This window comes from Brevibacillus brevis NBRC 100599 (assembly GCF_000010165.1).
Lineage (GTDB): Bacteria > Bacillota > Bacilli > Brevibacillales > Brevibacillaceae > Brevibacillus > Brevibacillus brevis_D.
Genome location: NC_012491.1, coordinates 5,028,777 through 5,048,689, shown reverse-complemented (window position 1 = coordinate 5,048,689; position 19,913 = coordinate 5,028,777). Strand labels below are relative to the sequence as shown.

Sequence of the window (19,913 nt, the reverse complement as noted above, 5' to 3'; positions counted from 1 at the left end):
TTCCGGGGCAGGAAAGAGGTTGCCCCTCCGAAATCCAACCTCTATAATGGAAATTGTTATTGTCTTGTACCATGATGTCACATGAGGAGTGAGCCCTATGACGCAACGCAAGCCGGAGTGGCTCAAGATCAACCTTGTTTCAGGATCAGAACTAGCCAGCTTTAAAGAGCTTAAGCAAACCATGCGCACGAAGACGTTACATACCGTTTGTGAAGAAGCAAAATGCCCCAACATTCATGAATGCTGGGCAAGCGGTACAGCAACTTTCATGATTTTGGGTGATATATGTACCCGTGCCTGTCGGTTTTGTGCAGTAAAAACGGGATTACCGACGGAGCTGGATACAGCTGAACCGGAACGTGTAGCAGAAGCAGCTGAACAAATGCGTTTGAAGCATGTCGTTGTTACTTCCGTTGCTCGTGATGATTTGGCAGATGGAGGCGCACAGATTTTTGCCGATACGATTCGTGCGATTCGTCGTCGACTGCCGTTTGCTTCCGTAGAAGTATTGATTCCCGATTTTATGGGGAACTGGGATGCGTTAAAAGTGGTCATGGACGCAAAGCCTGACGTCCTCAACCACAACATTGAGGCGGTTCGCCGGATGTCAGATCGCGTACGGGCAAGAGCCAAATACGATCGGACGCTGGAACTGTTGAAAAAGGCGAAGGAATTCCAGCCGAGCATTCCGACGAAGTCCAGTCTGATGATTGGTGTAGGCGAGACGATGGAGGAAATCATCGAAACGATGGATGACCTGCGTTCTGTCGACGTCAACATCATGACGATTGGTCAATATTTGCAACCGACCAAGAAGCATTTGAAGGTAGAAAAGTTTTACCATCCAGATGAATTTGCTCGCTTGAAGGATGAAGGAATGAACCGTGGTTTTAGCCACGTGGAATCAGGGCCATTGGTGCGCAGTTCGTATCACGCCCACGAGCAGGCGAGTGCCGCGAAAGAAACGATTGCAAAAGAATCCATGCCGAAAGCGCAATAATAAGTAACCCCCTCAACCGCCCATAAGAGCGTTGAGGGGGTTTTTCACTACTTGGGGGAGAGGCGTTTAGCGGCTGGTTGTTGTCTTCACGTTATGGGATGTTCCACCCATACGCTTGACGAGCGTGTCAATGCTTCTCGCATCTTCTGTACGCGCTGTACTCACATTGCTGGAGCGACTTGCTACACGAGCGATTTCTTGAATGTCATTCGGATTATCGGTGACATACACTTTGTAATAGCGTGGTGAAACCGATTCGGCGTTCATTCTTGCCTGTTTTTTCGCTGTGCGCGCATCTGCTCCTTGTGTATGCAAGCCTACAAAAACTTCTTTGTCCGTTACCAAGACGGTAGAACGCTGTACGCCAGGGCAGCTAGCAGTGACATTCCCTACAGCTTTTGCCAATGCTTCACGGTCTACATAGACGTTTGTTACACTGGCAGTTTTCATATGCTGACGATCAGTCTGCACATAGCCCATGTGTGGCATTCCAGTTTGCATGACACCTGCTCCACCGCGGTTTGTACCATGCTGCTGGTAAATGGAATGGTTTGTACCAGTTGGCGCATTGTAAACACCCGATGTACCCATACCAGCTTTATGATCCGTAAAGGCATTGTACGGTCTCATTCCACTCGTGTAGGCGTTGTAGTTGTTTACATGTGGGTAAGTACCATTTGGATATGCACCATAGTTATTCCCAGCATTGTTGGTCAGTCCCATGCCATTGCGAACATGAAGTCCATCACGAGTGCCGTCGTAGTTGCGGACGTGGAGCCCGTCGAGACTAGTGGTGCCAGCACCAGTGTAATTACGGGTATGATGATACCCGTCAATGTTCGTCGAGCGCATGCCATCGTAGTTACGGACGTGCATTCCATCAAAATTTCGGACGTGCGGAGCAGACTGGTTCGACATCGTCTTGTTCGGATGCGTGTAATTAGGCGCAGCATTATTTGCACAACCAGAAGCCAACAGCACAATACCTGCAATTGCAGGATACAACCATGTCTTTTTCAATGGTAACACCCCCTACACGATAGAATGTCCAAAGGCACAGGTCAGTTATCGTGGGAAATTTAGCTCATGCTGCGTGAAATATGATAAGATGGACGTAGTATACATGCGTAAGGAGGAAGCGAGTTTGATTCGCACGCAAGCCGGTACTTATGAAGTCATGGAAGTAAATCGAGACGGCTGGAACCTTGAGGCGTTCAAGGAGCGCTATAGCGACATCCTCGACAAGTACGATTATATTGTAGGGGACTGGGGCTATGGTCAGCTTCGTCTTCGTGGGTTTTATATTGACGCTAATCGCAAAGTACCGTTCGAGCAGCGGATCGCCGCTTTGGATGAGTACCTGCATGAGTTCTGCAATTTTGGTTGTCCGTACTTCGTTTTGCGCAAGGTAAAAGCAAACGTTGGCAACAGTGATGACCAAAGCGGGCAAGACGAAGCTGGTTTTGATGCCATCATTGATATTCGTCAGGACATTCCTCGTGAAGAGGGTGGCTCTTCGCCTTATGTAGAACGAAAAGAACGTAGACGTTATCACCCGCGTCAAAATAAACAGGATCGCCAGAACAATGCTGGCGCCGATCGCAATGGGGCAGGGAGAAACGAACGTGGGGAGAAGCCAAAGTTCCAAAAGGATCGCCCTGATAAAAATGGCAAGGATTCCAACTCACGAGAGCGCCGTCCCAATCAATTCAAACCCAATCGCGAACGCGATAAAGTCCCAACAGGACCAAATACACCAAAGCGTGAGTCCTAAAAATGAATCAGAATAACCGAAGCATAAAAAAGAGCCCTGGATGTCAGGGTTCTTTTCGTTTTGCGATCGAATAACCTTAGCCAAAACCATTAGGGGTTCAAAAACCACCGGGTCCACCGAAACCACCGGGTCCACCGAAACCACCGGGTCCACCGAAACCACCGGGTCCACCGAAACCGCCGGGTCCACCGAAACCACCAGGTCCACCGAAGCCACCGGGTCCACCAAAACCACCGGGACCCCAACCAGGCCAGCCCCATGTAGGCCAATAACCAGGCCAGCAAGTATTGCATCCCCACCAAGGATATGGCTGTGGGACGACAACGACCTCAGGACCGCGTCTTCTACGGAAAAAGACTGGGTGAGCCTGATCTTCTGGGATGTATTGGAAATCTTGGCCTGATGAGTAATAAGGTGGCTGGTCATATTGTGCAGGAGCAAATTGGTTTTGATCGTATTCGTTTTGATCATATTGGACTTGATCGTATTGGTTTTGGTCATAAGAACTTTGGTCATAAGAGCTTTGGTCGTATGGATAAGATTGCATGATGCGATTCGCACTCCTCTCGTTATCTGTCTGTGCATCTGTGCAGTAGCAGTATACGAGGCATACGCCTGTAAGGAGCATTGTCCAGCAGGAAATGGGCGGAGGTAATCAATAAAAAAGGAAGAGCCCGCAATGGCTCTTCCTTTGGTGAATTAAATGGCTGCTTCCAAAAATGCTTTCAATTCTTCGGCTTCACTCTCATTCAAGTTGAACGCGAATTCCAGATAGCCTTCTTCTTCCAGATCATCATGTCCAATAATAGCGGAGCGTCCATTTTGAATGTTGATGACAATTGCCTTCCCATAAAAACGGTTGGTCGTTGTAATCGCGAGGTCAAAACGCGTAGCTTCGCCCGTGAAGCTAACAAAGCGCGTACGAGTATCCTCGGCTTCGTCGTACAAGTAGAACAAATCATTTGCCATGTAAGTGTCCCTCTACTTCCATAAAAGATTTGGTTTGTGTTCGGTATTGTGTACAGCACGGACAAAGCGAATGGTTTTGGTTTTGGCACGCATGACGATCGAATGAGTTTCCACCATATCATCGCCGAGGTAGCGTACACCTTGCAACAGCTCTCCATCAGAAACGCCTGTTGCCGCAAAAATGGCGTCGTCCCCTTTGACCAGATCGTTTAGCGTCAAGAGCTGCTCCGGATTATCGAGCCCCATTTTGATGCAACGCTCGCGTTCACTGTCGTTTTGTGGCTTGAGCTGGGCTTGCATGTCGCCACCCAGGCACTTGATCGCTGCGGCACTGATTACGCCCTCTGGCGCACCACCGATCCCCAAGAACAGGTCAATCCCTGTATGCGGCAGACAGGCAGCAATCGCTGCACCCACATCGCCATCTCCAAAAAGCTTCACGCGCGCACCTTTTTCACGAATGGCGTCAATTATCGCCTGATGGCGGTCACGTTCCTGAATAATGACCGTCACATCTTGTACGCGCTTGTTGTTTGCTTTTGCTACAACCTCTATCATTTTATCCACGGGATCGTAAAGGTTGATTTGTCCGGCAGCACGTTTGCCGACGGCCATTTTCATCATGTACATGTCTGGTGCATGCAACAGGGTGCCACGGTCCCCGATGGCGATAACAGACATGGCATTGTTGTGACCCTTCGCGACAATCGTCGTTCCTTCTAGCGGATCAACCGCCACATCTACCTCAGGCCCGTCTGCTTCCAGGTTACCGAGCTTTTCACCGATATAGAGCATGGGGGCCTCATCCAGTTCACCTTCGCCAATAACGACGGTACCCCTCATGTTGATCGTGTCAAACATGGCGCGCATGGCGCTGGTCGCTGCTTCATCTGCTTCATTCTTTTTCCCGCGTCCCATCCAGTGAGAAGAGGCGAGTGCAGCCATTTCCGTTACCCGCACAATTTCCAGTGCCAATTCGCGTTCCACAGTGTGTTCCTCCCCTTATGCTTGCCGACAAAAATTCACCCCATCATTGTAACATAAAGTTATCACTGATTCGTCTTTTCAGCACCGAGAAAGTGGCGAGAACCTGAAAAGGAGGAGCGGAGTGTAGGGGATCTACATGAGCACCGGACTTTGAAAGGTGAACGCCACTTTCGATGTCGAATAATCCCCCGGTACAACTACGTGATCAAAAGACGAACGCGATTCGTGACAGGTCGTACAAATTTGGTATACTGAGGGATGAAAAGAGGTGAAACCGGTGAGCAATTCCTATTTGCAGGAAGGGGAATTGGTGCTTCTCGTCCTGGTGCTAACATTTGTGTTTACTGTTTACTACTCAAAACGCAAATCAAAAAAGCGAAAGTAAGGAGAAATATATGTACGACGTGAATACAAAACGAATCGACCAAGTATTGGAACATATGTCTCGTATGCTGGATCTGTTGGACAAGCTCAGTGAACGAGGAGCCAAAGAGGTTTTGGCAGATAAAGTAGCTGTTGCTGCGATGGAGCGAGCCCTGCACTTGTCTATCGAAGGAATAGTGGATGTGGGAAATGCGCTGATCGACGGATTCATTATGCGAGATCCAGGAAGCTACAGCGACATCGTGGAAATTTTGCGGGATGAGCAAGTCATCACGGATGAACAGGCTTTGATCCTGACACGTGTAACTGATTTCCGCAAGCATCTGGTCAATGATTATACAAGTGTGCCGATCAATGAGATGTACAGTCTGGTAGAAGAAGCGACCAGTGCTATTCGTCAGTTTGAGCCACAGGTAAGAGCCTTCTTGAAAAAAGAACTTTTTTAATGTAGCGGATATTTTATACAAAAGACTTTCGTTTGTTTACTAAAACGTCTTCATCCACTACAATAGGTAGAAAGGACGGTGATACGTATGACAAACGAAGGAACGTCCACTCGTGATCAAATCCTGCACATGCTCAAGGTCAAAGGTTCACTCCCTGTCAGCGACATGGCCGTCGAGCTGGGGATTACTGAAATGGCGGTACGTCGTCATTTGAACACCCTGGAGAGAGATAATTTGATCAAGTCTACGCTTGTTCGCCAAGCGATGGGACGCCCAACGAATGTTTATTCATTGTCGCAGGAAGCAGACGAACTGTTCCCGCGCAATTATTCTCATTTGACATTAGATTTTTTACAAGACATAAAGGAAATCGACGGTTTGTCCAAAATAGAAATGCTATTTAGACGCCGCGAGAATCGCTTGGAGGAGACTTATCGCTCCTACATGCAAGGCGACCTGGAAAATCGTGTAGCCAAGTTGGCCGAGCTGCAAAACGATAAAGGCTATATGGTGGAATGGGAAAAGGACGAAAACGGAGACGGCTACCGGATTCAGGAGTTCAATTGCCCAATCTCACAAGTAGCCCGTGAATTCAACCAAGCGTGTAGCTGTGAGCTTTCCTTGTTCCGTCGGGTTTTGAATGCCAATGTGGAGCAAACCACGTGCATGGCAAAAGGCGGAGACAAATGCGTGTTTCACATCAAGGAAGCGAAATAAAATAGCTATAACGACAGTCCACTCGAATCGGGTGGATTTTTTCTTTTGTTTACAACCGGCTTTTCTATATAAGAACGTAAGAACGATGCAGGCACAGGATTCGGTTAACGTCCTGTGCCTTTTTTCTATAATCAGGCAGGTATTAAGTACCTTTTTTTCTCCATTCTCGCAATCTTAATGTTGGTTTAACGTTTTCTTTATGTTGGACATTTACTATTTATGGTGTAAAAGGGCAACTAAACACACAGAAAAGCAACGGAAAGGTGGAATGATATCAGGAAAGTATTGGTAGAACGGATGGGCGTCGTGACGAAAACAGATGAGGAGAGATCCGTAATGAAAAAAATGGTATCAAGTATAGCTGCTTCTGCCATCTTGTTGGGTGGAATCCTGCCAGTCGTTGATTTTGCTCATGCAAAAGACAAAATTCCTGAGAAAAAGATGACGATGACATTTGACGTGATCAGTGATATCCAGGGAGACCTTCGAGATTTTAGTCACGTTTTGCAAGACATCAATGAGGAAAATCCAAAATCCAAAGCGCTGATCATTAACGGTGATATTACTCCTCGCGGTTACGATTTTGAATATCAAGCCGTGCAAGATGTGCTCGATAAAAATCCTCATCCCGAAAACGTGTGGTCCAGTATCGGCAATCATGAGTTTTATGTGCCGAAGTGGAAGAATCCCCAAACGCTTGCACAAAGTTCATGGCCAAACGGCACAACGGAAGAAGAACTGTTCGATAACTTTTACCAATTCAGTGGAGAAGACAAAGTCTATCACCAAAAGGAAATTGATGGATATCCCTTCCTTTTCCTCGGCACAGAAAAATACATGAAATACCACGATCCTAAATTGTGGGATGAAGTTTACATGAGCGACGAGCAACTGGATTGGCTGAAAGATAATCTGAAGCGTTATAGCAAGAAGGACAAGAATAAGCCCATTTTTGTATTCTCCCACCATGTGCTTCCGGACAGTATCTCGGGCTCCAGACAAAGTCCATACACGAACGACTACCTGGATGTGGACAAGCTCCTCGACATCTTGAAAGACTATCCGCAAGTTGTTTTCTTTTCGAGCCACACCCATTGGGACCTGAACCTGCCGGATTGGGCAGGCAAAAAGAAAGTCAAAGGCGGAGACAAACGCGGCTTTACCGTCGTAAACACGGCAGGCATTGAAACGGGATGGATGTCAGCAGGTCCAGACGGGGGCGAAAAAGTCACGCCGGATGGAGGAGCTTTCAAGCAAGGACTGCGCTTGCAGGTGTACGGTAATGATGTCGTCATCCAAGCGTATGACTACCAACACGACAAAGTAATTAAGCAACTCAGCATCCGTTATGGAAAAATCGAGCAGTTGCCGCCGGATGTACAGGCGGATGATGAGAATAATGTGCTTGTGAACGCGACGGAATACATGGAGTACGCAGTTGGCAAGCAAAAAAACTGGAAGGATTATGATCCCGAAGATCCACCGACATTTCCAGGATACCAGAACGTGTATGTCCGTCATAAAGGGGAAATGAACCTGGAAGCCGGCACGCCAATCATGGTCAAATTCAAGAAATAACGACATTGTGAATAAGAGGGCCGATCGGGTCCTAAACAAAAAGCAGGAAGCGGTGGATGCCGTTTCCTGTTTTTTGCGATAGGAAGGAGGAAGGATTACACTAAGAGGGGAGAGCCTGTTCAATCGGGTTACGACAACAGATGGGAGATGGAACAACGTGAAACCATATAAAGGCTATTTGCTTGATCTGGATGGGACGATTTATCGGGGAAAAGAAGCGATTCCGGGCGCAGCACCATTCATCACCCACTTGAAAACTCATCAAATTCCGTATTTGTTCCTGACAAACAATTCTTCAGCCTCTGCACAGCACGTCGCAGAACGGCTGGTAGCAATGGGCATAGAAGCACAGGCTCGGGACGTGTATACCACGAGCATGGCGACCGCTACCTATTTACAAGAGCATGCACCAGCGGGAACACGCGTTTACGTGATTGGAGAGGCGGGCTTGCATGATCAGCTGACGGATGCAGGCTATGTAATCACCGAAGAAGATCCGGCTTATGTCATCGTCGGGATTGATCGTGCTTTTACGTATGAAAAGCTGGCGATCGCCGCACGCGCTATCCGTGCAGGAGCAACTTTTCTCGCTACAAATGCAGATGCTGCCCTGCCGACAGATGCCGGTCTGTTCCCTGGCAATGGTTCACTGGTGGCAGCCGTCTCCGTTGCCTCCGCGACCAAACCAATCGTGATTGGCAAACCAGAGTCCATTATCGTCCAGTACGCACTGGATCAGCTTGGTACTGCTGCGGCTGACACGCTGATCGTCGGGGACAATCTATATACGGACATTGAGGCAGGTGCCAACAGCGGCTTGGACAGCTTGCTTGTTTTGACAGGCTATTCCACGCGCGAAGAAGCAGAACAGCATCATGCTGCTCCTACCCATATTGCGGAGGATTTGCCGGAATGGCAGCAGCGAATCTCACTATGATTCAGGGCATTCTTCCTGCTGCTTCTGGCGGTGGGCAATGCGGCTGGAGGCGGCGGCTGCGACCGCACCAACAAGATCGTCCAAAAAAGTATGGACACCATTACGCTTGTCGTTGAGATCGGCGAGTTTGCCGTGCTTCAGCTTGTCTACATAACCGAAGTTGGTGAATCCGATGCTTCCGTACAGGTTGACGATGGCGAGGGCGAGTACCTCGTCTATGCCGTATAGCGGCTCGTCTGTTTCAATAATCGCCTGGAGCGGGGGAAGCAGCTGCTTTTGTTCAGCGAGGATATCGAGCTGAATCCCGGTCAGCAACGCGTTTTGGACCTCGCGTTTTTTCAAGACGGACGACACACTGTCGAGACACATTTCCAAGGTGATGTCCGGGATATATTTTGACTGTAGGAACATGACAATTTCAGCAATGTCGTTCATGCTGACTCCTCGTTTTTCCAACAGCTCAAGAACGAAATCTAGACAACTCTCACTATTTAGTGGATGCTCACTCATGCTTGTCGCTCCTCCTTTTCGGCATGAATGCATCTAGTATCTGCATACAGATAGGCACCTATCCCAATCTACCGACATACAATGCCAGAAGAGCAGTATGCAAGGAGGGTGAACAACTGTATGGAAGAAAAAGAGCTTCTTCAGGAGAAGTACGGTTTTGAACTCCAGGGATATCGTACGACGGGGGCAAGCAAGGTACTGGAAACCGATCGAGGCCTTTACTACATGTTCGAGGCGCCAGCCGGATATAAATACAAAAGCAAATTTATTGAGAAAGTAAAACAGCATTTGAGTCAACAGCAAAACATTCGCTTGTTAAAGCTGGTGAACACAACAAGCGGGCAGGCTCACATCGTTGATGATGAGCAGCTTTACTATTTATACAGAGGCGTGCGAGAGGCGGTTCCTGAAAATCCCTATTATGCCGGTGGGCAGTCGCTCGCACAGTTCCATCTGGCCACGAGTGATTTTTCATCTGACAAGATGTTTATCCCCTACAGCTCTCTTGGCAACTGGCCCAGCACGTGGCAAAAAAAGCTGCGGAATTTTAATGAGTACCGGGATGCAATGGATGAGGAAAATGTAGAGCTCGCGCCAATGGATGAATATTTATTGACCTGCTTCACGTATATTACTCAGCTCGGGGAATTGTCCGTTCAATATTTGTTGGATGCTGGTTACGATAAAGTCGTGAAGGAAACTGCTAGTCTCGGGAAAGTAGCCTACCAAAATTTTGATCAAGGGTATATGCTATGGAAAGAGAAGGATGTACGTCTAATGGCAGGCGAATGGAACTGGGTTCTTGATATGCGTACGCGAGATGTGGGGCAGTGGATCAAAGCCGAGACAAAGCGAAATAGCTGGAATGAAGAGGCTGTGTCCAGCTTTCTCGACGGCTACAACAGCGTCTCTGCTCTGCTGCCAGCTGAATATGCCGTGATTTATGCGCTCATGCTCTACCCAGGCAGGTTTTTGAAGCTCGTGGAGACTTATATGGAGTTGCCGGTAGAGGAGCGCCAAGAAGTCAACATTCAAGCATGGCAAACGCAGTTGGAAGACGAGCTAACCAAAATGGAAGACGGACTTCGAAAGTACCCGCTATTCATTGCTGAGCGTTATGACGTATCCATTCCACAAATTGATTGGTTGTGGAGGAAAAAAGATGATCAAGCAACAAGTTTTCGTTACGAGGAAACTCAATCCTGAAGTGATCGCGATGCTTGAAAAAGTAGCCGAGGTCGAGCAATGGACAAAAAATGCGCCGATCCCGCGTGAATTATTGCTGGAAAAGATTAAACATGTAGATGCCGTCTTGACTATGCTGACAGAACGAGTGGACGAAGAATTTTTGACGAGTACAAAACGACTCCGTATCGTGGCGAACATGGCGGTCGGTTACGACAATATCGATTTGGAAGCGTGCAGACGACACGAGGTCATCGTAACCAACACGCCAGATGTCCTGACAGAGTCTACTGCCGATTTGGCTTTCGCTTTATTGATGGCGACAGGCCGCCGATTGACGGAAGCCAACCGATTTTTATTACAGGGAGAATGGACAGCGTGGAGTCCGACCCTCATGGCTGGGCAAAATGTATATGGTTCGACTATAGGGATTATCGGGATGGGGCGAATTGGGGAAGCTGTGGCGAGACGCGCCAAAGGATTTGGCATGCGAATCCTGTATCACAACCGGAAGCGCAAACCGCAGGCTGAGCAAGAGACAGGAGCACAGTATGCTGATTTGGCGGAGCTTCTGCAAGCGTCCGATTACGTCGTTCTGCTTACACCGTTGACAGAGGACACACGCATGTTAATGGGGGAAAAACAGTTTTCGCTCATGAAAGAAACCGCTGTTTTCATCAATGTTTCTCGTGGTGGGACAGTCGATGAGTCCGCACTGTATCAGGCGTTGGTAGATAAAAAAATTTGGGCAGCCGGACTGGACGTTTTTGCGGTCGAGCCAGTCCCGATGGATAACCCGCTCTTGCAACTGCCGAATGTAGTCGCATTGCCACATATCGGTAGTGCAACTGTACAAACAAGGGCGGAGATGGCGAGGCTGGCTGCTGCCAATATCGTAGCGGTGCTAAGTGGAAGGGGACCACTGACTGCCGTATGAACACGTTCTTTGTTTTGATTACAGGACTCCTCGTGCTGCTCTTAATTGCAGCAGTAGCCGTTTCGTTTCACGTAACCTGGCGCTTGACGCATCCTGTAAGAAAACCGATTCACATGGAACCCCGAGATTTTGGAATCGAACAGGTGGAGCCCGTTGTTTTTTCGAGCAGAGAAACAAAGATTTCGTTGGCTGGATGGTACGTGTCGGCACAAAAAAATGGGCAGGCTTCGAATGGAAGTACGCTGATCTTTGCTCACGGGTATAGTCAAAACAGATTAGAGCCACATCTGCCAGCGTTGTCTCTGGCTGCAAGATTGGTTCAGGCTGGGTTTGATGTATTGATGTTCGATTTTCGCAATGCAGGGGAGTCCAGCAAAGCACTGACTACGATTGGTCTTCGAGAACAGCAAGACCTCCTTGGGGCCATCGATTTTGCAGCAGCGAAGAAGCCGGAGCACAGACTTGGTCTCGTCGGATTTTCCATGGGGGCGGCAACCTCTTTGATGGTTGGCGGAGTGGATGAACGCGTCACAGCGATTGTAGCAGATTCACCGTTCTATTCCTTGCGTGAGTACTTGGCTGAGAACTTGCCGCAGTGGACGGGCCTGCCCCGATTTCCATTCAACTGGCTCATCCTTACCTTGTGTCCTGTTTTACTAGGAGCCAACCCGCGAGACGTCAATCCGTATCAGGCAGTCCAGCAAGCGAATAAGCCGATTCTTTTTATACACGGGACAGGCGATACGACGATCCCACTGGTTAACAGCGAACGACTTTTCGAGCTGACCCAAGACGAAGATTCCGAGATTTGGATCGTACCGCGAGCGGGTCACGTCCGCAGCTATGCGTTAGTTCCTGAGGAGTACGGGAAGCGCATGATTGCCTTTTTGGAAAAAGGGATGAATAAGGGGAAATGAAAAAAGCAGCTACGCATTTGCTGTAGCTGCTTTCATGTCGATGTGACTGGATTAGAATACTTGTTGAACTTCTTTGATGCCTGGGATTTCTTCCACCAGTGCACGCTCGATTCCTGCTTTCAGGGTGATGGTAGAGGAAGGGCAGCTACCGCAAGCACCCATCAGGCGCAGCTTCACGATGCCATCTTCTACATCAACGAGTTGTACGTCTCCGCCGTCACGTTGCAGGTAAGGACGCAGTTTATCGAGAACTTCTTGTACTTGATCCATGATATCCATGTTACATTCACTCCTTTCCAACCTCTCCTTTATTATAATCATACCATGGTGAGAAATCCATGGCTTACATGCACTGTTGACACTTTAAAGTTCAGCTGGCATACCGAAGTTTAGTAGCATGGACTTTTTGTAATCTTTGCATGTTATAATGAAAAAGAAAGAAGCAAGTACTTCAATATAAGGAGTCAGATCTTCGTGAACGTATTTCGCAATGTGAAGGAACTGATTGGTAATACGCCGATCGTCGAAATTACTCAATTTGAGCTTCCAGAGGGTGTCCGCTTGTTCGCCAAGCTGGAGTATTTTAACCCAGGAGGCAGCGTAAAAGACAGACTCGGCATAGAGTTGATTCGTGCCGCTGAGGAAAACGGCCAATTGGCCCCAGGTGGTACCATTATTGAACCGACAGCAGGTAATACAGGAATTGGTGTAGCGCTGGCCGCTGTAGGAACAGGTTATAAAGTCATCTTCTGCGTACCAGCGAAGTTTTCCGAGGAAAAGCAAGAGCTGATGCGTGCCCTTGGAGCAGAAGTCGTCAATACACCGACAGAGCTAGGGATTAAGGGTGCAATCGCAAAGGCAAAAGAACTCGCAGAATCCATTCCAGGTGCTTTTGTTCCACAGCAATTTGCTAACCCGGCGAATCCAGACGCACACTACAAAACAACAGGTCCAGAAATTTGGAGTCAAATGGACGGACAAGTAAACGTATTTGTGGCAGGTGCTGGTTCTGGCGGTACTTTTATGGGTGCAGCTCGCTACTTGAAGGAACAAAATCCAAACGTAAAAACGGTTATTGTCGAGCCAGAAGGTTCCATCTTGAATGGGGGAGAATCCGGCCCGCATAAAACAGAAGGGATCGGCATGGAGTTTTTGCCTCCATTCATGGATACGAGCTACTTCAATGCCATTCACACGATTCTCGATGTGGAAGCCTTCGATCTGGTCAAGCAGCTGGCTGCCAAGGAAGGCTTGCTCGTAGGTAGTTCTTCAGGTGCAGCTATGGCAGCGGCACTGCGCGAAGCAAGAGAAGCAGCTCCAGGGACAAATATCGTCACACTGTTTGCCGATGGCAGCGAACGTTATCTAAGCAAGAAAATTTACCAGGGGGGAATTTAAGATGCGCATCAAAACTCGTCTGATCCACGGCGGAATCGATGGAGATCCACATACAGGAGCCGTATCCGTTCCAATTTACCAGGTAAGTACGTATAAACAGGAAGCCATTGGCGTTCACAAAGGCTTCGAATATTCCCGTACGGGGAATCCGACCCGTCACGCATTGGAAACATACATCGCAGAAATCGAAGGCGGCGCACGCGGCTTTGCATTTGGTTCTGGGATGGCGGCACTGTCTACCATCCTCTCGATGTTCAACAAAGGCGATCATCTCGTAGTAGGGGACGATGTATACGGTGGTACTTACCGCGTCGTTACACGTGTATTCTCCCGTATGGGTCTGGAAGCAACCTACGTAGATACGAGTGATCTGGCAGCAGTAGAGGCGGCAATTCGCCCGGAAACCAAAGCAATCATTATGGAAACACCGACAAACCCGCTACTGAAAGTAAGCGACATCAGCGCGTTGGCAGGAATCGCGAAAGCAAAAGGCGTGCTGCTCGTAGTAGACAACACGTTCATGACGCCATACTGGCAAAATCCGCTGGATCTCGGTGCTGACATCGTGTTCCATAGCGCAACAAAATATTTGGGCGGACACAGCGACGTAGTAGCTGGTCTGGTTGTAGCAAAAGATGCGCAAGTGGGCGAAGACCTCCATTTTGTGCAAAATGCAATTGGCGGTGTGCTTGGACCACAAGATTCTTGGCTCTTGCTGCGCGGTATGAAGACGCTGGGAATTCGGATGGAAGAGCATGAACACAATGCTCGTACGCTCGCAAAATGGCTGTCTGAGCGCAGCGACATCAAACGCGTCATTTATCCTGGTCTGTCCAGCCATTCCGGTCATGAGCTGATTCAAAAGCAAGCGCGTGGCTTCGGTGGCATGATTTCCTTCGACGTAGGTAGCGCAGAGCGTGCTGACGAAGTGTTGGCAAAGGTAAAATACTACACGCTGGCAGAATCGCTGGGTGCAGTGGAGAGCTTGATCAGCGTACCTGCACGCATGACACATGCTTCTATCCCGGCAGAGCGCCGTGCTGAGCTGGGTATTACAGATGGCCTGGTGCGCATCTCTGTTGGTATTGAAGATGTTCAGGACTTGATCGAGGACCTCGACCAAGCATTGTCCTAAGCTAGCTGACCCGGGGGAGGGCGGATATAGTGACTGTCGATATCAAGGTTTTTGGGACAGAGCAATTGTGCGCAAGCTGCGTCAATTTGCCATCTGCAAAGGAAACAGCCGAGTGGCTGGAGGCGGCACTCTCTCGCAAGTATGGGAGTGACAGCATCCGCATCGTTTATAGCGACTTTCAACAGCCGCAGACAGACGATGACAAAAGCTGGGCGAATCGCATTATCGAGGAAGATTTATGGTATCCGCTTGTCGTAATTTCCGGGGAAATTGTCGGTGAGGGAAATCCGAAATTAAAGGATATCTATGAAAAGCTGGAGAGCATGGGCGTGCAGCCGATTGCTTCGACAGCAGAAGCCGAATAAACGCATAGAGGGAACAACAATCACTTTTTAAAGCGACCAGATGCATGAGCCTGGTCGCTTTTTTCAATCTGTGCGAAACCGAACAGCTTATTTTTACGTCTAACTAACAATATTGATAGCGAAGGGTGTTTTTGGTATGGATGGAAAAACAATACTGGGTGGTGTGCTAATTTGTACGCTGTGTTTTACGGGGATACTGGCCCCTACTACCACTCAAAATATCGCAGAAGCAGAATCTGATTACATGATTACATACGAGCTGCCGCCGAATCCGGAAAAGTACTTGTTTTCGAAAAGACAGGAAATATCGATTGCGAACCCACAACCGATACCTTTTGGACTACGTCCTTATTCTTCTACTGACTATATAAATGACATGCACGTTAATATCGATGAATTTCAAACCTCTAAAAAAGGCTTTCTATGGAATGTCTATCACTTTATCGGAATACTCCCTCCAGCATATCCCACAGACGTCAATATGGAAGACCTGGACCGAAAGATCGACAATGTAGGGGACTTTTCGGATGAGAGGGTAAAATTGCGCAAAGCCCGTGCGCAAATCGAAATGAACGCTCGTTTGCAGCCACTCGTTCAGGCTGGATACGTTATGCCAAACGAGATTGACGATGGAATAGCGACAAAGGAATTCGTCGCTACGGTACTTTATCGCATGTTTGGGAAGACACGACCCTATCATGGTGGAATTGACCTGAAGGATTCAGAGAATGTTTCCGTTCGCTGGGCTGTTGAGGTAGGGGTGCCTGGTTTTGTAGTAAACAAAGAAAAGTATATTGATCCGCAGACACTACTTACTATGAACCTTGATCCGCAGACAATACTTAGTATGAGCCCTGGTCCGGAACCATACGTGGATTCTAGTACGTATGGTGACCTGTTTTATTTTATCACGCTTATTATGCCGGGGAAAAAGACGGACTCGGGATGGGAGTATTACCAAGTGGAGCTGAATGAAAGCATGCTGTCCGACTACGCGGCACAGTTCATCCAGTTGAATGGAGATCCGTATTTAAGTTATCGAAACTACGCACTTCATGGAACAGCCGAATACAAAAATGCAGCGAGAAGCATCCGTGATTGGATGATCCCGCGATTCCCTCAGATTCTCGATCAAGCACGCAAGGATGCGATGAAGCCTCGCGTATGGGACTGGAGCCGTGATCTCATCCACCATCCGAAGTTTGCCAAGCAAGTAGCTGCCTATCGCAAGAATAAAAGCAGCAAAAACGTAGATGCCGTCTATCATGCGGTCAGAGAGCATTACAATCTGACCATCCGTCAAGACTCGCCAGCCATAATCAAAAGTGTGCTGGATAACGTCAAGTAACGTGCTGTTAACTATTTGTATATCAATCGTAAACATTCTGTAACGAACTAGAGTAGGCTTCGTCCTATAGTAGTAAATGTAACCAATAACTTACCATTTAGTGGAGGCCATAACGATGAATAAAAAATGGATGAAGCCTGTTACATATTTGCTGCTTGCAGGAGTTGTAGGCGTAGCTGGATTTTCTGCAATGAATACACAAGTTGCTCACGCAGATTCTGAAAAAGGAAAGCTGTTCTCTGCCGCAGCTGAATTGAAGCTCGCGAAAAACACCTATGTGATCGATCAAAAAACGGCTGACGTGAACGGCGATAAGAAGGATGACGTCGTATATCTGATTGGCGAAAAAGAAAAAGAGGATGACATCTATTCCTCCAATATGAACATCGTAGTAAAAGACGGAAAATCCGGCGCTTATAGCCAAACGGATATCAAAGAGCTGGGCGGCTATGAGGGCGAGCTGACCCTCGTTGACTTCACTGGTGACCATGTTGCGGATGCCTTCGTGAAAACAGCGACTGGCGGAAGCGGCGGTGTTTACAGCCACGTTATCGCTACCTTTGAAAACAATAAGCCAGCCGTGATTTTTGGTGAAAAGGAAAACGAAGGAATCCGTTTCGAGGGGAAATTCGTAGATGGCTTCAAAGTAGAGGGCAAAGGCTCCCACCTGGATAAGCCGCTGACGCTTGATGTGAGTGCCAACCAAGATGTATACCTAGCTGCCAAGCTGTATGACAAGGCAGGAAAAGTACAGCCAACAGAAGATGCTGTTTCTGTATTCTCGTATCCATTCGGTTCTTTGACGCCAGTCGATATGGATGCGAACGGTACATTTGAGCTCGTAGGGGAGCAACGACTTGTAGGTATGAACAACACAGATACTGTTTCCCGCATCAACTCCGTTTGGGGCTACCAAGGGGAAGGCAAATGGAATCCATGGGAAGTAGAGTACTCTACTTTCTTGAAAAAACACCAGGGTGAAGCGATCAACACAATGATTGAAAAGTAAGAATAGCAGAGCTTGATCCGCAGCCTCCTTTTCTATGACGAAAATGAAAAAGGAGGCTGTTTTTCGTTGCCAGCGAATGGTTCTAGCAACCGACTTTTTCTCATATGGATTTTGGGTACAGGGGTAACCAAAGGAGGAAGAGCGGATGGACCAACCGATTGCTCGCTACTATGAGTTAAAGGAAATTCAAAAGCAGCTAGAGGAAGAATTGAACGAGCTGCGGAGTAAACTAATTGAAGCTTACAGTGAAGCCGGCAGCGTAGAGGAAGGCGAATACAAGCTGCAGATATCTTATCAGGAGCGGCGAGAATACAACGATGATCGCCTTTACAACGCCTTGCCAGACCCTTCGCTTTGGCGCCTCATGTCGAAGGCCGATACCGGGAAAATTTCGAGTTTGCTCAAGCTGAATGTCATTCAAGAGAAGATACTGGCAGACACCTTTGAACCGAAAAAAGTACCTGTGTTACGTGTCCAAAAGCGATAAGCCAGCAAAATAGGGGAACCGTCAGGATTAGTCTTGACGGTTTTTTACGTTCAAACAATTATCTTGTATAATGGGATGGTATTGCCAATTTTTGAGAGGAGGATCGTGCAGATGAAAGTCTTATTTTGCAGTCAGCCATTTCAAGAAAACAAAGTCGATGAAACCTACGAATATGAGTATACGTGCGCAAAACAACTCGGCTTGGATATTCATCTGATCAGCTTGGAACAACTGATATACCAGGACAACCCGTTAGCAGCTGTGAAACAAATCCAACCCTCTCCTGAAAAAGTATTGGCTATCTACAGGGGATGGATGCTAAAACCGTTCCTGTACCAAAAATTATACGACGCCCTGCTAGCCAAAAATATAGAGTTAATCAATACACCCGAGAAGTACGTGCATTGTCATTACCTGCCTGAATCTTATGAGGTCATCAAAGATTTTACCCCGCTGTCAGTCTGGCTGCACAAAGAAGAGATAGACGCGTCATTTGAAAACGTGTATCGGATATTAAATAGATTTGGACAGGCTCCGATCATGATCAAAGATTATGTGAAATCTCGAAAACACGATTGGAATGAGGCGTGCTATATTCCCGATGCTTCCGATAAAGAAAAGGTACAGCAAGTGACCAGCCGATTTTTGGAGCTGCAACAGGATGAGCTGAATGAGGGAGTCGTCTTTCGAGAATTTGTAAAGCTTCAGTTTTTGACCCATCACTCGCAGAGCAACATGCCATTATCCCAGGAATATCGCGTTTTCTTTTTGGATGGCGAACCCATGTACATGGCAAATTACTGGGAGGAAGGACAATATGATGATACGCCGCCAGACCTCCAGCCATTTTTAGAGGTAGCGAAAAAAATCAAGAGTCGCTTTTTTACTATGGATATCGCCAAGCTGGAAAATGGCTCATGGACCATCCTCGAGCTAGGGGATGCACAGGTGTCGGCTCTGCCTGAACAGGCTGATAGATGTGAATTTTTCACGAGGTTAAAAAGAAATTTTCTATAGAAAGAGGGATTTTCCATGAAAATAGGCCTGGCTCAGACGAGGTTCCCCCAATCAGCGGCGGAGGGGCTTGCAATCATTAAGGAGCAGATGATAAATGCTGCGCAAAACAATTGCGATCTGATTTGCTTTCCTGAATCGATGATTCCGGGGCTGCGCGGTGTTGGCTATGAAGTGGAAGCATACGATCATGAGGTACAACGGAGAGCTTTGGAAGAGATTCGTGCTCTGGCGAAGGAACGCCAGCTCGCCGTCATTTTACCGATGGAATGGAAGGATGAGCGCGGCTATCGTCTAGTCGCCTTTGTGGTGGGGAAACAGGGAGAAGATCTTGGGTTGCAAATAAAAAATCAGATCGACCCAGATGAGGATCAGTTTGACTATATTCCGGGCGAAGGGCGGCAAATGTTTACGATAGAGGATGTGGCGTTTGGCATTGTCATTTGCCATGAAGGATGGCGATATCCAGAGACGGTACGGTGGGCGGCACGCCGTGGAGCGAGCATTGTTTTCCATCCGATGTTTACAGGGGAGGTCAGCAATCCCGATTTTTACAACGGGGCGATGGTTTGCCGAAGCTTGGAAAACAATATCTACTTCGCCAGCGTGAACTACGCGATTCCGAATCAACAGGTGACGACGGCTTTGATCTCACCGACCGGGGAACGGCTGTGTGTGGCGGCTTCAGGGGTCGAGGAGCTGCTTGTGTTAGAGATTGATCCTGCGAAAGCAACGCGATTATTGGCCCAGCGATTCCAGCCCGGGTTGGTTGAATAGGAAAAGGTATCTTCTAACCAACCATAAAAAGCTGACGTC

23 protein-coding genes are annotated in these 19,913 nt (G+C 48.0%); 17 read left to right on the top strand and 6 right to left on the bottom strand.

Translation table 11 applies throughout. The features are described from left to right. Positions 1-97 precede the first annotated feature (97 nt). A complete protein-coding gene (lipA, locus tag BBR47_RS24005; RefSeq protein ID WP_015893038.1) occupies positions 98-1,000 on the top strand; it encodes a lipoyl synthase in 903 nt (300 codons plus the stop codon). Positions 1,001-1,066: 66 nt separating this feature from the next. On the opposite strand, the gene BBR47_RS24000 is transcribed toward lipA, so the two are convergent. Continuing rightward, on the bottom strand, positions 1,067-2,029 hold the full coding sequence (locus BBR47_RS24000; RefSeq protein WP_015893037.1) for a YhcN/YlaJ family sporulation lipoprotein: 963 nt from the start codon (positions 2,027-2,029) through the stop codon (positions 1,067-1,069). A gap of 79 nt (positions 2,030-2,108) precedes the next feature. Between BBR47_RS24000 and BBR47_RS23995 the strand changes: the two genes are divergently transcribed. Continuing rightward, positions 2,109-2,774 carry a YutD family protein gene (locus BBR47_RS23995; protein WP_015893036.1) on the top strand — a complete coding sequence of 222 codons (666 nt, stop codon included), beginning with the start codon at positions 2,109-2,111 and terminating at the stop codon, positions 2,772-2,774. 97 nt (positions 2,775-2,871) lie between these two features. Here BBR47_RS23995 and BBR47_RS23990 read toward each other — a convergent pair whose 3' ends face one another. The 3 genes from BBR47_RS23990 to glpX all read right to left on the bottom strand — a co-directional run bounded on the left by BBR47_RS23990 (position 2,872) and on the right by glpX (position 4,730). Continuing rightward, positions 2,872-3,321 carry a hypothetical protein gene (locus BBR47_RS23990; protein WP_015893035.1) on the bottom strand — a complete coding sequence of 150 codons (450 nt, stop codon included), beginning with the start codon at positions 3,319-3,321 and terminating at the stop codon, positions 2,872-2,874. 152 nt (positions 3,322-3,473) lie between these two features. After that, positions 3,474-3,743 (bottom strand): DUF3055 domain-containing protein, encoded by a 270-nt coding sequence (locus BBR47_RS23985; protein ID WP_015893034.1) that lies wholly within the window; start codon positions 3,741-3,743, stop codon positions 3,474-3,476. A gap of 12 nt (positions 3,744-3,755) precedes the next feature. Then, positions 3,756-4,730: a class II fructose-bisphosphatase gene (gene glpX / locus BBR47_RS23980; RefSeq protein ID WP_015893033.1), complete on the bottom strand. Its 975-nt coding sequence runs from the start codon at positions 4,728-4,730 to the stop codon at positions 3,756-3,758. A gap of 395 nt (positions 4,731-5,125) precedes the next feature. Between glpX and hepT the strand changes: the two genes are divergently transcribed. From hepT to BBR47_RS23955, 4 genes are all read left to right on the top strand, one after another. Continuing rightward, positions 5,126-5,560 carry a type VII toxin-antitoxin system HepT family RNase toxin gene (gene hepT / locus BBR47_RS23970; protein ID WP_015893032.1) on the top strand — a complete coding sequence of 145 codons (435 nt, stop codon included), beginning with the start codon at positions 5,126-5,128 and terminating at the stop codon, positions 5,558-5,560. An 87-nt stretch (positions 5,561-5,647) separates the two neighbouring features. Further along, entirely contained in the window at positions 5,648-6,277 is a 630-nt protein-coding gene (locus BBR47_RS23965) for a helix-turn-helix transcriptional regulator (RefSeq protein ID WP_015893031.1), read from the top strand. Positions 6,278-6,613: 336 nt separating this feature from the next. Continuing rightward, positions 6,614-7,855: a DUF4073 domain-containing protein gene (locus BBR47_RS23960; protein ID WP_015893030.1), complete on the top strand. Its 1,242-nt coding sequence runs from the start codon at positions 6,614-6,616 to the stop codon at positions 7,853-7,855. A 157-nt stretch (positions 7,856-8,012) separates the two neighbouring features. Then, positions 8,013-8,792 (top strand): TIGR01457 family HAD-type hydrolase, encoded by a 780-nt coding sequence (locus BBR47_RS23955; RefSeq protein ID WP_015893029.1) that lies wholly within the window; start codon positions 8,013-8,015, stop codon positions 8,790-8,792. Here BBR47_RS23955 and BBR47_RS23950 read toward each other — a convergent pair. Then, complete coding sequence (locus BBR47_RS23950; protein WP_015893028.1) at positions 8,787-9,302, bottom strand: phosphatidylglycerophosphatase A family protein; 516 nt, start codon at positions 9,300-9,302, stop codon at positions 8,787-8,789. The two genes, BBR47_RS23955 and BBR47_RS23950, sit on opposite strands and share 6 nt — an antisense overlap. Positions 9,303-9,422: 120 nt before the next feature. On the opposite strand from BBR47_RS23950, the gene BBR47_RS23945 reads away from it, so the two are divergent. Genes BBR47_RS23945 through BBR47_RS23935 form a run of 3 tightly spaced genes read left to right on the top strand, consistent with a single transcriptional unit; the run spans position 9,423 to position 12,341 of the window. Next, positions 9,423-10,508 (top strand): hypothetical protein, encoded by a 1,086-nt coding sequence (locus tag BBR47_RS23945; protein WP_015893027.1) that lies wholly within the window; start codon positions 9,423-9,425, stop codon positions 10,506-10,508. Further along, complete coding sequence (locus BBR47_RS23940) at positions 10,465-11,424, top strand: 2-hydroxyacid dehydrogenase (protein WP_015893026.1); 960 nt, start codon at positions 10,465-10,467, stop codon at positions 11,422-11,424. Before BBR47_RS23945 ends, BBR47_RS23940 begins: the two co-directional genes overlap by 44 nt. After that, entirely contained in the window at positions 11,421-12,341 is a 921-nt protein-coding gene (locus BBR47_RS23935; protein WP_015893025.1) for an alpha/beta hydrolase, read from the top strand. Before BBR47_RS23940 ends, BBR47_RS23935 begins: the two co-directional genes overlap by 4 nt. A gap of 51 nt (positions 12,342-12,392) precedes the next feature. Here BBR47_RS23935 and BBR47_RS23930 read toward each other — a convergent pair whose 3' ends face one another. After that, positions 12,393-12,620: a NifU family protein gene (locus BBR47_RS23930; protein ID WP_007715787.1), complete on the bottom strand. Its 228-nt coding sequence runs from the start codon at positions 12,618-12,620 to the stop codon at positions 12,393-12,395. Between the two features lie 195 nt (positions 12,621-12,815). Here BBR47_RS23930 and BBR47_RS23925 point away from each other — a divergent pair, with 195 nt between their 5' ends. The 8 genes from BBR47_RS23925 to BBR47_RS23890 all read left to right on the top strand — a co-directional run bounded on the left by BBR47_RS23925 (position 12,816) and on the right by BBR47_RS23890 (position 19,874). After that, positions 12,816-13,739: a PLP-dependent cysteine synthase family protein gene (locus tag BBR47_RS23925; RefSeq protein WP_015893023.1), complete on the top strand. Its 924-nt coding sequence runs from the start codon at positions 12,816-12,818 to the stop codon at positions 13,737-13,739. Position 13,740: 1 nt separating this feature from the next. Next, positions 13,741-14,874: a bifunctional cystathionine gamma-lyase/homocysteine desulfhydrase gene (locus BBR47_RS23920; RefSeq protein WP_015893022.1), complete on the top strand. Its 1,134-nt coding sequence runs from the start codon at positions 13,741-13,743 to the stop codon at positions 14,872-14,874. 29 nt (positions 14,875-14,903) lie between these two features. Next, the gene (locus BBR47_RS23915; protein ID WP_015893021.1) at positions 14,904-15,239 is read left to right on the top strand and encodes a YuzD family protein; all 336 of its coding nucleotides are present in this window, start codon (positions 14,904-14,906) and stop codon (positions 15,237-15,239) included. A gap of 136 nt (positions 15,240-15,375) precedes the next feature. Continuing rightward, positions 15,376-16,587 (top strand): hypothetical protein, encoded by a 1,212-nt coding sequence (locus tag BBR47_RS23910; RefSeq protein WP_015893020.1) that lies wholly within the window; start codon positions 15,376-15,378, stop codon positions 16,585-16,587. A gap of 115 nt (positions 16,588-16,702) precedes the next feature. Continuing rightward, a complete protein-coding gene (locus tag BBR47_RS23905) occupies positions 16,703-17,596 on the top strand; it encodes a hypothetical protein (RefSeq protein WP_015893019.1) in 894 nt (297 codons plus the stop codon). A gap of 145 nt (positions 17,597-17,741) precedes the next feature. After that, complete coding sequence (locus BBR47_RS23900; RefSeq protein ID WP_015893017.1) at positions 17,742-18,083, top strand: hypothetical protein; 342 nt, start codon at positions 17,742-17,744, stop codon at positions 18,081-18,083. A gap of 111 nt (positions 18,084-18,194) precedes the next feature. Further along, positions 18,195-19,100 carry an ATP-grasp domain-containing protein gene (locus BBR47_RS23895; RefSeq protein WP_015893016.1) on the top strand — a complete coding sequence of 302 codons (906 nt, stop codon included), beginning with the start codon at positions 18,195-18,197 and terminating at the stop codon, positions 19,098-19,100. A 15-nt stretch (positions 19,101-19,115) separates the two neighbouring features. After that, positions 19,116-19,874, top strand: coding sequence for a carbon-nitrogen hydrolase family protein (locus tag BBR47_RS23890; protein WP_041749615.1), 759 nt, complete (start codon positions 19,116-19,118; stop codon positions 19,872-19,874). The last annotated feature ends 39 nt before the right edge of the window (positions 19,875-19,913 follow it).